At 64.0% G+C, this 13,809-nt stretch carries 20 protein-coding genes; all 20 read right to left on the reverse strand.

What is annotated here, in order from left to right:
- Position 1: 1 nt before the first annotated feature.
- A complete protein-coding gene (locus QQK63_RS08395) occupies positions 2-418 on the reverse strand; it encodes a DUF6950 family protein (RefSeq protein ID WP_277823516.1) in 417 nt (138 codons plus the stop codon).
- Complete coding sequence (locus QQK63_RS08400) at positions 409-966, reverse strand: hypothetical protein (RefSeq protein ID WP_277823517.1); 558 nt, start codon at positions 964-966, stop codon at positions 409-411. Before QQK63_RS08400 ends, QQK63_RS08395 begins: the two co-directional genes overlap by 10 nt.
- Entirely contained in the window at positions 963-1,559 is a 597-nt protein-coding gene (locus QQK63_RS08405) for a hypothetical protein (RefSeq protein WP_277823519.1), read from the reverse strand. The genes QQK63_RS08400 and QQK63_RS08405 overlap by 4 nt, the downstream gene beginning before the upstream one ends.
- Entirely contained in the window at positions 1,556-3,583 is a 2,028-nt protein-coding gene (locus QQK63_RS08410; RefSeq protein WP_277823521.1) for a phage tail tape measure protein, read from the reverse strand. The genes QQK63_RS08405 and QQK63_RS08410 overlap by 4 nt, the downstream gene beginning before the upstream one ends.
- Positions 3,584-3,880, reverse strand: coding sequence for a hypothetical protein (locus QQK63_RS08415; protein WP_277823523.1), 297 nt, complete (start codon positions 3,878-3,880; stop codon positions 3,584-3,586).
- Positions 3,881-3,891: 11 nt separating this feature from the next.
- Entirely contained in the window at positions 3,892-4,233 is a 342-nt protein-coding gene (locus QQK63_RS08420; protein WP_277823525.1) for a hypothetical protein, read from the reverse strand.
- Between the two features lie 2 nt (positions 4,234-4,235).
- Complete coding sequence (locus tag QQK63_RS08425; RefSeq protein WP_277823527.1) at positions 4,236-4,661, reverse strand: phage tail tube protein; 426 nt, start codon at positions 4,659-4,661, stop codon at positions 4,236-4,238.
- Positions 4,658-5,044: a DUF3168 domain-containing protein gene (locus QQK63_RS08430; RefSeq protein WP_277823529.1), complete on the reverse strand. Its 387-nt coding sequence runs from the start codon at positions 5,042-5,044 to the stop codon at positions 4,658-4,660. Before QQK63_RS08430 ends, QQK63_RS08425 begins: the two co-directional genes overlap by 4 nt.
- A gap of 3 nt (positions 5,045-5,047) precedes the next feature.
- Positions 5,048-5,509 (reverse strand): HK97-gp10 family putative phage morphogenesis protein, encoded by a 462-nt coding sequence (locus QQK63_RS08435; protein WP_277823706.1) that lies wholly within the window; start codon positions 5,507-5,509, stop codon positions 5,048-5,050.
- 2 nt (positions 5,510-5,511) lie between these two features.
- On the reverse strand, positions 5,512-5,844 hold the full coding sequence (locus QQK63_RS08440) for a head-tail adaptor protein (RefSeq protein WP_277823531.1): 333 nt from the start codon (positions 5,842-5,844) through the stop codon (positions 5,512-5,514).
- The gene (locus tag QQK63_RS08445; protein WP_277823533.1) at positions 5,841-6,428 is read right to left on the reverse strand and encodes a head-tail connector protein; all 588 of its coding nucleotides are present in this window, start codon (positions 6,426-6,428) and stop codon (positions 5,841-5,843) included. The genes QQK63_RS08440 and QQK63_RS08445 overlap by 4 nt, the downstream gene beginning before the upstream one ends.
- Positions 6,425-7,024, reverse strand: a complete 600-nt coding sequence (locus tag QQK63_RS08450; RefSeq protein ID WP_277823535.1) for a hypothetical protein — start codon at positions 7,022-7,024, stop codon at positions 6,425-6,427. The genes QQK63_RS08445 and QQK63_RS08450 overlap by 4 nt, the downstream gene beginning before the upstream one ends.
- Positions 7,009-7,689: an FkbM family methyltransferase gene (locus tag QQK63_RS08455; RefSeq protein ID WP_277823537.1), complete on the reverse strand. Its 681-nt coding sequence runs from the start codon at positions 7,687-7,689 to the stop codon at positions 7,009-7,011. The genes QQK63_RS08450 and QQK63_RS08455 overlap by 16 nt, the downstream gene beginning before the upstream one ends.
- Complete coding sequence (locus QQK63_RS08460) at positions 7,686-8,018, reverse strand: hypothetical protein (RefSeq protein WP_277823539.1); 333 nt, start codon at positions 8,016-8,018, stop codon at positions 7,686-7,688. Before QQK63_RS08460 ends, QQK63_RS08455 begins: the two co-directional genes overlap by 4 nt.
- Before the next feature lie 5 nt (positions 8,019-8,023).
- On the reverse strand, positions 8,024-8,419 hold the full coding sequence (locus QQK63_RS08465) for a hypothetical protein (RefSeq protein ID WP_277823541.1): 396 nt from the start codon (positions 8,417-8,419) through the stop codon (positions 8,024-8,026).
- Positions 8,420-8,485: 66 nt separating this feature from the next.
- A complete protein-coding gene (locus QQK63_RS08470) occupies positions 8,486-9,691 on the reverse strand; it encodes a phage major capsid protein (RefSeq protein ID WP_277823543.1) in 1,206 nt (401 codons plus the stop codon).
- An 18-nt stretch (positions 9,692-9,709) separates the two neighbouring features.
- Complete coding sequence (locus QQK63_RS08475) at positions 9,710-10,360, reverse strand: HK97 family phage prohead protease (protein WP_277823545.1); 651 nt, start codon at positions 10,358-10,360, stop codon at positions 9,710-9,712.
- Positions 10,357-11,571 (reverse strand): phage portal protein, encoded by a 1,215-nt coding sequence (locus QQK63_RS08480; RefSeq protein WP_277823547.1) that lies wholly within the window; start codon positions 11,569-11,571, stop codon positions 10,357-10,359. The genes QQK63_RS08475 and QQK63_RS08480 overlap by 4 nt, the downstream gene beginning before the upstream one ends.
- Before the next feature lie 4 nt (positions 11,572-11,575).
- Positions 11,576-13,330, reverse strand: a complete 1,755-nt coding sequence (locus QQK63_RS08485; protein WP_277823549.1) for a terminase large subunit — start codon at positions 13,328-13,330, stop codon at positions 11,576-11,578.
- Positions 13,323-13,778, reverse strand: coding sequence for a hypothetical protein (locus QQK63_RS08490; RefSeq protein WP_277823551.1), 456 nt, complete (start codon positions 13,776-13,778; stop codon positions 13,323-13,325). Before QQK63_RS08490 ends, QQK63_RS08485 begins: the two co-directional genes overlap by 8 nt.
- Between the last annotated feature and the right edge of the window lie 31 nt (positions 13,779-13,809).

Here is a 13,809-nt window from a genome sequence, read left to right on the forward strand (position 1 = left end):
GTCAGATCCTCCAGGCCATCGCCGCCTCGCGCAGCGGGAAGGTCTGGGCACCATCAGGACCCGGGGCCGTGGCGACCGCGCCGACGACGATCGCCACCACCGGAAACTTGTCGTGTGTGATGGCGATGTCGCCGCGCTGAGCGAGCTTGGGCGAAAGAAGTGGAGCGCCCAGCTCGGATTTGAGGCCGGTCTGGAGATCGACGTGACCGAGCTTCTTGATCAGTCGCAGCGCGCCGCCCTCGGTCCGATACCGGCCGCGCCACATTTCAGCGAGCGAAGGCTGTCCGGTGATCGCGGAGCGCACATCAAAAGCCCAGGTCAGGCAGTCGTGCCGACCCCATGCAAATGGCCTAGACCGCGCATCCTCGATCGCAGCAACAAGCCGCAGATCCCAATCCGCGACACGCGTCATCCCCATGGCAGGTTCAGCTCCTGAATGCTCGTGACGTATTCGAAGCCGCGGTCGCCGGGATGCAGGATCTGCTGGCTTTCGTGGGTGTACCGGAACTCACGCGCCCGGTTGAGATCGATGAGGCGGCTCTCGTAGGAGATCGAGACCGTGCAGGTGTTCTCACCGTCATCGATTCCGGGGACGTCGAGACGCCCGGCGAAAGCGAGAGCCGGATCTGCGATGATCTCGTGGTTCTCATCGAGAAGCGCGAACCAGATCCGGCCAGGCAAACCTTGGCGCGCTTCGTCGATCGCGACAGCGACCAGCTCCTGCGAGACCCCTGACAGCGTGACCGAGGTGCCGGTCGCCTCGATCTTGTCGGTCTCCTCAAAGGAGCCGACGCCAAGCAGCGTGCCGAGGCCAGAATAGGCTTGCCCGTTCCAAACGATCTCTCCGATGCCGGTCCAGACGCGGACAAAGCCGCTTGCGAACTCGCCTTCGAAAAGAAGTGCCGGGCGCAGCTCACCGGCAGCGAGGGCCGCCGCGAACTCTGGCGTCATCAGGCGCGTGCTCATATCGCCTCCCTGGCCGTAAAGCTGAAGCTGTGGATGTCGCCGTTGGCCACGCTTTCGGGGATGTCAGATACCGGACGCAGCAACACCTTGGGCGCGTTAATCTCGACGGCGGCGCCGTTCGCCGGCGAAGACCGCAACGAAGGCACAATGGACAGCGCGGCATTGCCGGATCCATCCGGCGTCACATCGGCCAAAATCCTGTGGAAGCGCGTGTCGCCTTCCGTCCCGAGGGAGAGAAACGCACCCGCCTTGATCAAAGGCGAACCTGCGGCGAGGCCGGTGACATTGAGCGTGCCGCCAGTTTGGGATGCGCCGTCAACAACAGGCGTCCCCAAGCTGCTCGAGGTCTCCGCATCAGGGTCTGCGAACAGGAAACGACCTACATCGACGATTTGCGCGAAGAGCGCCCCAAGCGCGCGAGCATTTTCGTCACGCGATGCCGCGATGGTGATGTCGTACTCCCACCAGCGGCCACCCCAGTCCTGCACCTGTTCGGTACCTGTGGCAAAGCTCGGGTCACCGGCGCGCGCTGCGCGGAGCGTCCGGCGCGGCATGCCGGAGATCATGTTGGGGCCGAGGACAGGAAGGGTCACAGCCGCCCCCGCTTCTGCGCTTCAGCGACGGTTTCGATGACCATTCGCTGCAGTTCCGGCATTTGAGTGCGTAGCGAGCGGGCAATGTCATCGCCCGCGCCTCGTTCGGCCCCGCGCGCATCTATCGAGATCGGCATCGAGACCGTGATCGGCGCGCTGCCCATGGCGTCGTTCGGGACGATCGCGCCGGACGCGCCAGGCACGAACCACTCCGGGCCTTCTTCGCCGACGACATACGCGCGGCCGGTGGCGACGGGGCCGCCTTCGGCGCGGAAGCCACCGAAGATGCTGCTGATCAAGCTGCTGCCGCCGAAGAGATTGGAGAACACGGGCTGGAAAGCGGCTTGCAGCGCCATGTCGGCGAGGCTGTCGAGAAGGCGCGAGACGGCTTCTCTGGCGGATCCAGAGTTCCGAATGATGCCGGACATGGTCGAGGAGAACATTCCGCTGAGACGGTCCGACGCACTCTCGGCTTCACTTAGGCTGTCGGCCATTTCGTCGATATCGTCAGCCGCACGGCCAGCTCCCCCGCCGAGACGCGAAAGGGCATCGGTCGCGGTGGTGACAGTTTCGACAACCTCGGTCGTGGCGTTGTCGAGATCCGTTGTGTCGAACACGAGCTCGACAATGCTTTCACCTGCGGTGGCGGCCTCGATGCGGAGGGAATTCAAAGTGCGACGCGCGTTTTCAAGAGAAGTGCGCAGTTCTTCAGCCTGCTCTTCCTGCCGCAGCATCTCGCGATAGGCGCCAAGTTGCGGGTTGGTTTCGGCACCCGGCTGCTGCGCAAGAACTTCCATCGCCTCGCGGTCTACACCAGCGAACCGCGCTGCATTGAAAGCCAGCTGCGCCTCTGTAGCGGCCAAGGCCGCACGCGCGGTTGTCTCGAGGTTTTGTGCGTAGGCGATGGCCTCGGCACCGGAGCCACGGGCGCCAGCTGCGTAGCCACCGAGCGCCACGTTCAAAAGATCCTGCGCCTCTCGCACGTCATCAATGCTGGGCGGAAGGTTTTCGTTCAGCGTTTTGAAGCGATCGAGGACGACGAGCGCTGCGCCCACAAGGCCGACGGCAATGCCGACTGGACCGGTCATCAGAATAAACGCCGATCGCAAAAGCCCCACAGCAGCCGCGAGTGTGTTCACGACACCTGTGGCTCGAACGATGTTCACCACCACCTGCCCGACAAGCAGTGCGCTGACAGCGGCCATGCCAGCGGCAAGTGCTTCCACGTTGTCAAGCAGCAGCTGGATGACAGTTGAAAGCGCGCCACCTTCTTGCGCCGATGTGACAAAAGCTTCGGTGACGGTCGTAATGACTGGGGCAAGCCGCGCGCCGATCTGGTCGCGCAGGCCGATCATCACGTCACGTACGCGCCCCAAGGCGACGTTTGTTTCGTTGAGGGCCGCGACTTGCCCATTGCTCAGCCGCAGCCCAAACCGATCCGAAGCTTGGCCCAGGCGCTCGAGCTCTTCGCCATTGCTCCGCAGCAGCGGCAGCAGCAGCGTCGCATCGCTGGCAAGCGCCTCCATGTAGAAGGTCATCTGCTGCTGGCTCAGGCCTGCCCGCTCAAGCGTGTTGACGTATAGCTGTAGGGCCTCAGGGCCGGACAGGTTGCGGAACATGTCGGCTGTCACACCGACCTGTGGCGCGATGTTCTCGAAGAAATCCGCCATCTCGCCGCCACCGGTGGACAGGAAGTCACCGATGCGTTCGTTCACGTCCTTCAGGATGTCGGCCAGCCGTTCCTGATTGATCCCGACCGTGTTAGTCGCCGAGGCCATCCGCTGCAGTTGTTCGGGCGTCGCATTGGCGACGCTCGCAAGGCGGCTCGTCTCATTGGCCACGCTGGCCGCGCTGGCCACCATCGCCGTGAGAGCGGCGCTGACTGCCGCCGCGACCGCCGTGATCCGCCCAAGGCGACCGCGCAAGTCGTCCGAGGCTCCCTGCGCACGGCGCGCACCTCGTTCGAACTGGGCGCTGTCCATGCCCAGGTTGGCGCGCAGCGCGCCGATGACAGACTGCGACATTCAGTGGACCCTTTTGGCGTTCCAGGATGCGCCGAGCATCTTGAGGTTGCGGGCAACCTCCTCCGGCGTCTGACGTCGTTTGCGGGGCGAGGCTGCGGACGGACCCGCTACAGCCTCGAACTTTGGCAGCTTGGCGACTCTTGTCAGCGCCGCTGTGTGCCATGCGAGCCAGGCGCGGCCCTGATGCTCGCGCTCGGCGCGCTGTTGCGCGCCGCGCATATGGTGTTGGTAAAGGCGCGGGGTGAGGCGCCAGAATGCGAGCGGGTCAAACCCCGCCGCGACATAGCCCTCGAGCAAGCGACCGAAGTTTAGCTCGTCCGCTTCCCCGCCTTCCCGTTTCCCGATGCGGCCTTGGGATCGGGATCCGGAAAGGCCGCGCGGATGAGACGGGCGAGAACATCCATATCCGCCGACAGGATTGCGCCGGCAAGACGCTTGTCAGCATCCGGATTCTCCTGCACGAGCGACGCGTGGATGAGCGCGCGCATGTCGGAAAACCCGATGCTGCCCGCCTCGAATGCAGCGATTGCCGACATGGCATTGCGGCCTGTGTCGGCCTCATAATCGCACATCGCGTTGAAGTCGAAGCGTAGGGTGTAGCTCGCGCCGTCATGATCGACGGCAATCTCACCGAGGAACCTGTTCGCCATGATCAGGCCGCTGCCGCGTAGGTGACGGTGCCCTTGGGCTTGATCGTGCCTTGGCATTCGAGCTTGCCTTCAGGCGTTGCCTCCGGCGAGGTCAGGCCGGTGAAGAAGCCGTTGAATGTGAAGGTCGAGCCGTCGGGCAGCGTGATCCGGTAGCGGCCGCCATCGACTGCCGTCGCTGCCGTCAGGATCGTGTCGTACACGTCCTTTTCAAAGGTCAGCGTGAAGGTCGCCTCGCCCCGCTCGAACAGCCCGGGGATGAACTCTTTGGTCCGGTCGGGGCTTTTCAGATGCGTTGCCTCGACAGCAGCGCGGGTGAGACCCGGTGCGGTCACGGCGGTGATCTCCGCGACATCCGTGAACGCGGCGGGGCTGCCGCCCTCGATGCCAAAGGCGGAGTTGTAGCCAATATCGGCCAGGGTTGCGGTCATGGTTCCCTCCAATGGGTTGTGAAGTCGAGGCTTACCCGGAACGGTCGGTCGGCCTCATTGCTGCCGCCTTCGCGGCTGTCCCGCGTGCCCACATGGAACACGCCGCGAAACCCGCCGCCGCTGTAACCTCCCAGAAGGTCGATCACGGCACGGGATAGGATCTTGGCCGACCCGTAGGTCGAGCCGTAGCAGTCCACCTGAACGCGAGCTTGAAGCAGCCCATCGCGCCCCTTCAGCCGATACCCCTCAGCCGAGGTGATGACGTTCAGCACGATCGCGGGCAGCGGCTGACCTTGCGGTCGGGTGCCCCAGTTAACCCCGCCCGCCAGCAGACCAGCGATGGTGCTGTTGGCGAGAAGCAGGCTGCGCAGCGCCTCTTCCATGGCTTATGACCGAGCCTGCCGCCGCCGCGCACGGGCGACCGAGCGCTGGATCTCGGACCACATTTCACGACCGAGGCGGTCGATCAGGTTCCGGGCGTCCATGTCGAAGGCCGGGCGTCCGAATGGCTGCGGAGCATGGTGCTGAGTGCCAAACTCCTGCAGGTGCGCCTGCGGCACAGGTCCCGCGCCCACGAACACCTCGACGCTTGTGCGGTGGTTTGGGAACATGCGCCGATGCAGACCGCGCTGCCGATCCGAAAGCGTCGGGCTGACCGCGATCGAGCCGACTAGATCCTCATTTGCCGTGTTCGGATCATCGGGCGCGAGGCTGCGCATCAGCTCGGCCATAGGCTGCGCCGCCTTAATCAGAGCGCGCCGCGCCACAGACCGCCGCGTCGACAGACTTGCCAGCTCATCGAGCGCAGCCTCCATCTCGCGGAAGCCCTCAACACGGAACGAAACCATGCTCACTGATCGATCCTCGCTGCAGCCGTGATTTCCAGCATGGTGCGCCGTGTTCCGGATTCCTTGATCCCGGCGATGTCATAGGTCAGGCCCTCGCAGACCATCCGATCCTTTGGCGTCAGAGAGCGGGTGAAGGCGCTGGACCGTACCCGAAACCGGGTGGTCACTTGCGCCGCAACCTCGCCCGCCCGCCACCGCTCACCGTCACTCAGATCGAGCTTCTCGGCGTACATTGCGGCGCCATGGTCGGCCCAGGTCTCGACCTCCTCGAAGCCGTTATCGACCAGCGACGCACGGCGAAACTGCACGCGCCTGTCGAGCTTGCCTGCGGTCACAGCCCCATCCTTTCACGGTAGGGCATCATCAGGTTCACCGCGGCAGGGTTGGCCGCGTAGATCGTGCCGACCACGTGTGCCTCGCGCAGCTCGTAGAGATCGCCGACGCAGAGGAGGATTGCCTGCCGGATCGGGTTTGGTACGGAGACCGGGCTGTCAGCATTGCCGGCGGTCAGCGCGATCCGCAGGTTCCGACCGACAGGCCAAGCGGTTTTGGCGCGCAGCTCCTGCCGCTCCGCATCAAACTCATAAGCCTCGGCGGACCAGGTCACTGAAGCAGACGCATCTGTGCGGTAGGTCACCCCGGTGATTTCGGTCACACCCCGCACCGGCACATGCAGCGCCTCATCGGCTGACCAGAACGTCGAGCCATCGAACAGCACCGCCCAGGTCGCAGAGACAAACGGACGGTTGCAGAAATCTTCGACATGCTCACGCGCTGCCTTGACTACGCTTTCGATAAGGCTGTCTTCGCTCGTGTCGTTTGGATCCATGCGCAGATGAGCGCGGGCCTCGGCCAGCGTGACGGGCTCACTGACGGGATCGGTCAGCCTCAGGAGGCGCGCAGCGCAGTAGATGGTCACTGTCCGACCTCCCAAGGTTTGGGCGTGCCATGAAAGCAGATCACCCGAGCGCCCTCAGGCACGCCCGCACGGCAATGTTTTTTCCAGCTCACGACAGCACCGGGCAGGATGTCCTGCCAATGCACGCGGTACGCAGCGGTCAAAGGATCGATGAAACCCTGATCGCCCCAGGCTTGCGGCGTGCGGCACCGGTCCATGTGGCCCTGAGGATCCTTGAGAAACGTGTCGTAGATCGAGTGCATGTTGGCCGACCACGCCATCAAGCCAGATCCCATTTCGTCGGCGCGCGCGTTGAAATCGCGCAGCGCCACAAACCGGTGCATCTCCGCAGCGTCGAGCAACGGCCCGAGATCGCCGACGATGGTGGTGTCGAGATCCGTGAACAGGATCGGGCCCGGAAAACGAAACGCCTCAATCTTCAACCACCAGCCCGGCCAATCGTGGCGCGGTCGGTCGGCCTTAGCTGCAGCGTCATCGTCTCGCAAGCACAGGAAGTCGGCGGAAGGCGCGAAGCGGGCCACCTGCTGGCGAAGACGCTCGACATGGTCGGACGTGTAGATGCCGCCCGATCGCAGTACGGTCAGGACGGCAGGCACAGGAGGTTCCTCTCGTCTGCCTGCTGCCAGCCGTAGCCATTTGCTTCACACCACGCCGCCAGGACCGCGAGATGCTCTCGGGTGTTCGCCTCGAGCACAAGCGCGGGCTTATCCCGCTTGATGGTCTCTGCAGCGCCAGCCAGCACCGACAGCTCGTGCCCCTCGGCATCGATCTTGATGACCGCCACCTTGGCATGGCTGACACTGCCATCCACCGTCAACGTAGGAACCTTTTCGCTGGCGCTATTTACGGTCACGCCCGGCTCGACGGATCCGCCTGACGTTAGCGGCAGCGTGGGGTTGTATGTGAAGGTCGTTGTGCCTTCGACAGAAGAGGCCGCGGCCTGATGGAACACACCACGCCCCAGATCCGCCGCGCCCTCGATACCGTTCAGCTGGCAGTTCTCTTGCAGTCGCGCCATGACGCGGCGATTGCACTCGAACCCGATCACATCGATGCCGGACTGCAGCACGGGAATGGAAAACCAGCCGGTGGCTGCGCCGACATCGACGAAGATGCCGAGGCGCGCAAACAGCTGGTCCATGATCCACTTGAAGGTCTCCGGCTCAAAGCGCCGCGTCGGCACCTGCCGCAGCCAGCGCACGATCATGTCATCGGCTGCGATAAACTTCGCGCCAGTTTCAGCTTCAAAGATGTCGGTCAAATCACGTCCCTCAGATCCGCCTGCGGAAAGCAGGTCAGCGCGGTATCGATCGAACAGTTGATGACCTCGACGCCCTCGGCCTCGAGATCTGCCGCCAGCGCATCGAAGTTCTTGCGCCAGCCTTCTATGCCCCAGGCGTTGCCGAGGCCTTTGGGATGGTCGCCGTGCCAATGGCTGCGACCTCCGGTGTGCTGCATGTCGAGACCGACCAGAATGATCCGGTCCGCCCCGAGCTGATAGGCGAGGCCGATGGCCTGATATCCGCTATTGGCCCCGTGGTGGATGACGCCCGGCTCGCGGCCAAGGCCGCGCTGGCCGACGCCACGCACGTAATTCAGGTCGAACTCTGCCGCGGCTTGCGGGTCTTGCGTCCAGCCTTCGTGACCCGCGCGGGCGACTTCGTCTCGGTATCGCTGCCACCAGGCGCGGTCGCATCCGTAGACCCGGCCCGGTTCGGCGAGGGCGAGGAAGGAACTGTTGGTTGCAACGCAAGCGGCTTTGTCTCGTAAGTATGCACACTGCCACGACGCGAGGCTTGGCCCTGAGGCGACGACAGCGAAGGTTCCTGCACCGCCGCGCCGCCACCGGGCTTTCCCCCGGGCAGCTCCTCGATCATGCCCGCCGAGATCCACTGCGACGCCAGATCCGGCCGCACCTCGATCATCTGGTTGGGCTTCACGTTGCCGTGGCTGGTCGATGTAAACTCGCGCAGAGCTCGGTACTTCGTCATGGCGGCATCCCCTCGGATTGAAGCGGGACCGGATGACCGGCCCCGCTCAGTTCAGCCGGATTCGGCTCAGGCCGCGTCGGGCCAGCTGCCCTCGATGACGGCGGGCTGCTGGAACACCGTGAACGCCCCGCGCATTTCGGCGCGGATCGTCAGCAGGTTCTTCTGCACGTTGTCTTCGTCCTGGGCGAACATCTCGACCATGACGCCCTCGCGCTCCCAGAACATCACCGCGTCGCGGGCGAGGCAGTAGAACTTGCCTGCGGTACAGTTGTTCGACATCACCACCGGGATACCCCAGAGCAGCGGCTGCATCGTGCCCGCGATGTAGGAGATCGCAGAGTCGCCTGCAGCGAGGTAGCGCTTATCTCCCGACAGCCCCGTCTTCGTCCGCTCCATCCGGCCCCAGTCGGCGGGATTCACGATGAAGAGGTCGGGGATGTAGTCAGCGGTCAGGATGTCTTCTTTCGCCTGGTTGGCGGCGTCGAAGTCATTGTGCGCCGACACAACCGTCAGGTCGGTGTGATTGCCCGCGGCCGCCAACCCGCCAAGCTCGGGATAGGTGCCCGAGCCAGCGATGATCAGGCTGTCGACCTTCTGCATCACACCGTGGCGCAGGCGCGTGTCGATGTAGCTCTCCAGCTGCGGAGCGTCGTCGAGGATCTGCCGCGAGGCCTTGATGAAGTGGGCGATCGTGGGGATCGGCGTGTTGAAGGCCTCGAAGGTCAGAACCGACTCTGGCTTGGCTGCGCCCTGACGGGTGCCAGCCGCGTTGTTCGTCCACGCCGACTCGCGCGTCCAGTGCAGGATTGCGCCACTTGCCTGACCACGCGGCATCGCCTCGACGACACGCAGCGCACGGAATGCACCAGGCACGATGCCCGGCACGGCCTGATAGGGCGCGATGGTATCGTTCGGAACCTGCGGGCTGCCGGACTCGCCGAGGATCGTATTCTTCACCTCGATGCGCGCCTTGGCCGTGCTGCCCTCGTGGAAGGCTTTGAAGGCTGCCGCGCCAGTGACCTGCTGGCCGATGGACTTGCGCGGGGGATCGAGCTCGAGCTTGACGCCCTTCTGCTGGATGCCCGTGAGCGTATCCTTGACCCCGGTCACCTCGCCTTTGAGCTGCTGGTAATCTTCGGCCATCTTCTGCAGATCGCCCTTGATCCCGGTCGCGACGCTGCCGGTGTCCTTCAGCTGCGTTTCGTATTCGGCGAACTTGGCGCCGAGCTTGTCGCTGAGTTTGTTGAACTCGGTTTCGATATCGAACGGCATGATGCGTTCTCCTCTGTGTTAGAGTTTTGCGATGAGGTCGCGAAGGGCCTGTGCGGCCCCTTCGGTGCTGGTTTTTTCTTTCGCGACACGCTCACCGTGCGTCAGGCCCTTGATGCCGCTGACCAGCGCGGCGGCATCCGACCGGGAGAAGCCCCCTGCCTCACGCAGGATCGCTTCGTAATCTGCCAGGGACTCGGCGTTGTAGATCGCCCCCTTCACGTCGCCGATCCGCGCCGCGTTGTCCGCGGGCTCCTCGACGATCGAGATCTCGATCAGCTCGATCTTCGTCAGCAGCGTGTAATCGTCATGCTCTTCGTACCCGCGCACGCGATAGCCGATCGACAAACCGCTGATTGCGCCGTGCCGGATCAGCGCAGCGGCATCCTTCGCAACCGAGTGGCCCGGCGTCAGTTCGCCTTCGACCCACAGACCCGTGTCATCTTCCTTGATCTCGAGCCACTTTCCGATCACCGGACCCCAGTGGTTCCAGCGCAGAGCGACAGCCCGTTCACGCTCGACGAGCGTTTCGGCATAGGCACCGGGTGCAATGCGATCGCCGTAGGAATCGATGCCGCCGTAGACGGACGCGTACCCGGAAAAGCGAACGGCGCCATCGGCGCCGTCCATTTTGACCTTTGCGAGGTCCAGGCTAAGAAGCTTGTGTTTCATGTCGGTTCTCCCGGCAGTGGCCGTGCTCTGACCTGATCGACAGGCACCATGGATCCGTTGACCAGCAATCGTTCGCCGCCGGCCTTTGGCGGCAGGCCGAGCGTCTGGCGCGCTTCGTTCGGCGCAAAGACGCCGGCATTGATGCCCTTCTGATAGGCCTCCATCTGAGCGCCGAGATCGCCACGCAGCAGAGTGTCGAAGTCGAACTCGATCTTGCGGACATCCCAATCCTCGATCGGCATCAGGTGCCGCTTGATCGAGGCCTCGATGCGCTCGAGGTACGGGCGCAGGTTCAGCTTGTAGAAGCCCTGAACGAGCTGCTGGATACCGGACCCCCAGGTGGTTGACCCGGCGGTGTCGTTGATCAGCACCGAGGGCACACCCATGAAACGGGCGACATCCTCGACCGAGAATCGGCGGCTTTGCAGCAGCTGGATGTCTGCGGGCGAAAGCGACGTCGCCTGATACTTGAGGAACGCGTCCAGCACGAACAGGTGATCGCTCGTGCCTTCGGTGATCCGACCGAACTCCTTGCGGATGGCTTCGCGCTGTTCGGGCGTCAGGGCCTTCTCGGCCATTAGGATGCCCGACTGCTTGCCGCCCGACGCCGCCATCTTGCCGTGACGGCTTTCGTTTGCCAGCGCGATGCCCAGCGATTGGCGCGCGTGCGACAGCGGCGACATGCCGATAAGCCCGTTGCCGAAAATCTTCACGTGGAAGATCGACGCCTCCTGGTACACGCGCTCCTGCCCATCCGGCCCTGTAAACCGGTAGATCATGTCGCCGGATTTAAGCAGCTCAGGCTGCACCTGCGCCGCCATCATCGGCAGGATCGAGAGAAGGCGGCCGTTTTCGTCGGTCTGCTTGGCACTGTAGCTGTTGCCGTTCGTGCAGAGGTTCATGGCCATCGATTCCAGAAACTCGACGCGCGTCTGGTACCGATTGGGCTGGTAGTTCAGGACCCGCCACAGCGGATAGTCGCGATCCTCGCGCCAGCCGTCGCCGTCACGGACAAGGCTTTTGAGCGGCATCGAGGCAATGGTTTCACTGATCAGGCGCGACGCGGCCCAGAAGGCCGAGACCGTCATCGCCGTGTCGAAGGTCACCGGACCTGCAGCAGCATCTGCGTAGGTGCCAGGATCGGGCGTCTGGATGCCCTCCCTGACCTGCGGGCCGCGGCGCCCGAAGAACCTGGTAATTCGGAATGCCATCAGCTCACAACGTCATTGAGATCGGGTTGGCGAGCGCGGCGTCGATGTCGATGAAGCCGTGGTCCGCTTGGCTGAGCGGCCAGAGCGCATTCACCAGCGCCGTGATCCCGTCGATCTTGTCTTCGGGGTAGAGCTTGGCGGGATAGATGTAATCGCCGCCCTGCACCTGCTTCATCATCGTGTTCGACGCCATCCAGGTCAGAACCGGATTGCCGTCGTGAATCAGCCGCTCATCCTCGACCAGACCGATCAGGTTCTGGAACGGCACATTCATGTTCGAGGCGGTCGAACGCAGCACGGTCACCGGCAGGCCGCGCGCCTCCCACGTCATGGCCATCTGGCTCGCGTACATCGGATCCACCGTGACCATCTGAACGTCGTACGGTTCGATGGCGCGGAAGCCCCAGTCGTTTTCAGTCGTGATGCCGGCAAGCTCGAGCACCAGAGCCTCGACGATGTTGAGGTCCAGCATTGCGCCCGGCGTTGTCATTATGTGGCCCTCGCGCCACCAACCGGCGTAGTGGTCATTCCCCGCCTTCAGAACCGTCTCCTCCGGCAGGAAATGCCAGCTGCGCACGAGCTTTTCGTCACCGCGCGGGATGACCGCCACAACGCTTGCGAAGTCGTGCCGGATGGCAAGATCGACGCCGAGCCATGCCTGCGCAGTATTTCCAAGCCCCCCGGCGCGCAGCGCGGGCATCGCCAGCTTGCGCCACCGGTCCATGTCGATGGCCGAGGCGCCGACCGAGGTCCAAACGTTCAGATGCTTGCGCAGAAACTCACCCATCGCGGCCGGGCTGGCCTGCGCCTTGTTCCACTGGTCCTGCAGGTAGACCTCGGACTTTGAGACGCCGAGGTTCGGGTTTGCCTTCGCCCAGGTGCGCGGATGCGCCGGATCATCGCCCTCATCCGCCTCAAAGATCAGGCCGAAGTAACTCTCGTCTTCCTGACTGCCGTCGAGGATCCGCTCGACGTAGCGGCGCTGCTCGTAGCAGATCCCGGCCGTGTTGTGGCCGGCGGTCGTGATCGCGATGATGGCGGGATGATCCCGTGCGCCCATCGCCGTCGACATCGCCTCCCAGACGTCCCGCTTCTGGTGCTCGTGCAGCTCGTCGATCAGCGCGAGATGTGGGTTCTTGCCGTCTTGGCTTTTCGTCTGCGACGCGATCGGGCGGAATACGGAGGCCGGATCCGCGCTTCGGATCTTGTGTTGCTCGACGCGCAGGCCCAGCCGATCGCCGAGGGACATTCCGTCAAACCGCCCGTTGAGCGCCATGGCGCGCGCGATGTCGAAGACGATGCGCGCCTGGTCGGTCGAGCTTGCGGCCGAGAACACCTTGGCACCGACCTCACCGTCGAGGGCGAGGAAGTAGAGACCGACAGGCGCGACCAGCGTGGACTTGCCGTTCTTGCGCGGCACCTCGATGTACGTGATCCGGAACCTGCGTAGCCGGGTTTCCTTGTGCCGCCAGCCATTCAGCTGACCGAGCGCGAAGGCCTGCCAGCCGCTCAGGCGGATGGTTTCATTGCGGCCAGCCCACGCGCCCTCGATGTGCGGGCAGAGTTCGACGAACGTGCAGAGGTGCTCGGACGCCTCGGCATCGAACACCCAGGGAAACCCTGGATCCGTCTTCGACCGCTCGAGGTCACGATGGAACCGCTGGACGGCCTGCCGAGCGCGCTTGCACGACAGGATCTCGCCCGAAGCAACACCGGCGGCCCAGTCGAGACCCCGCTGGGTGATCGGCGTATTAGCCATGACCGGGCCGCGAGATCGGCTGGAACGGGAACGAGCGGACGTTGTCGCCCGCTGGCGCATCCGTGGGCGCGCCGCTCAGGAGGTTGTCCATGAACGAGGTTTGCACGTCCTGCCCTGCCTTTGCGCGCTCGTAGGGCGTGCCGAGGAGCTGCTTCTCGATCGAGGCCAGCTTGTTGGCGTGATAGGCGCGCTGCTGTTCGGCAGCTGACAGGAACTGGTGGCCATCAGTTTCGGCCTGTTCGCTGTGCTCCGCTTCCGCGATCTCCCAGCTGATCCGGTCGAAGGCGGCGCGATGGACCGCATAGCGAACCACAATGCCGAAGGCCAACTCATCGACAAACTTCCGCCGGCGCAGGTGCTCGAGGAGCGCTTCACCGTGCCGGATCTCTGCCGTCCCGAAGTATTCGGGCCAGCCACCGAGCATGCTGACGAGATGATCGATCGACATTGCTCCAAGCCTAGGGGGACCCCCCCCTAAA

The organism is Roseicyclus marinus (genome assembly GCF_030163795.1).
In the GTDB taxonomy this organism is placed as follows: Bacteria; Pseudomonadota; Alphaproteobacteria; order Rhodobacterales; family Rhodobacteraceae; genus Roseicyclus; species Roseicyclus marinus.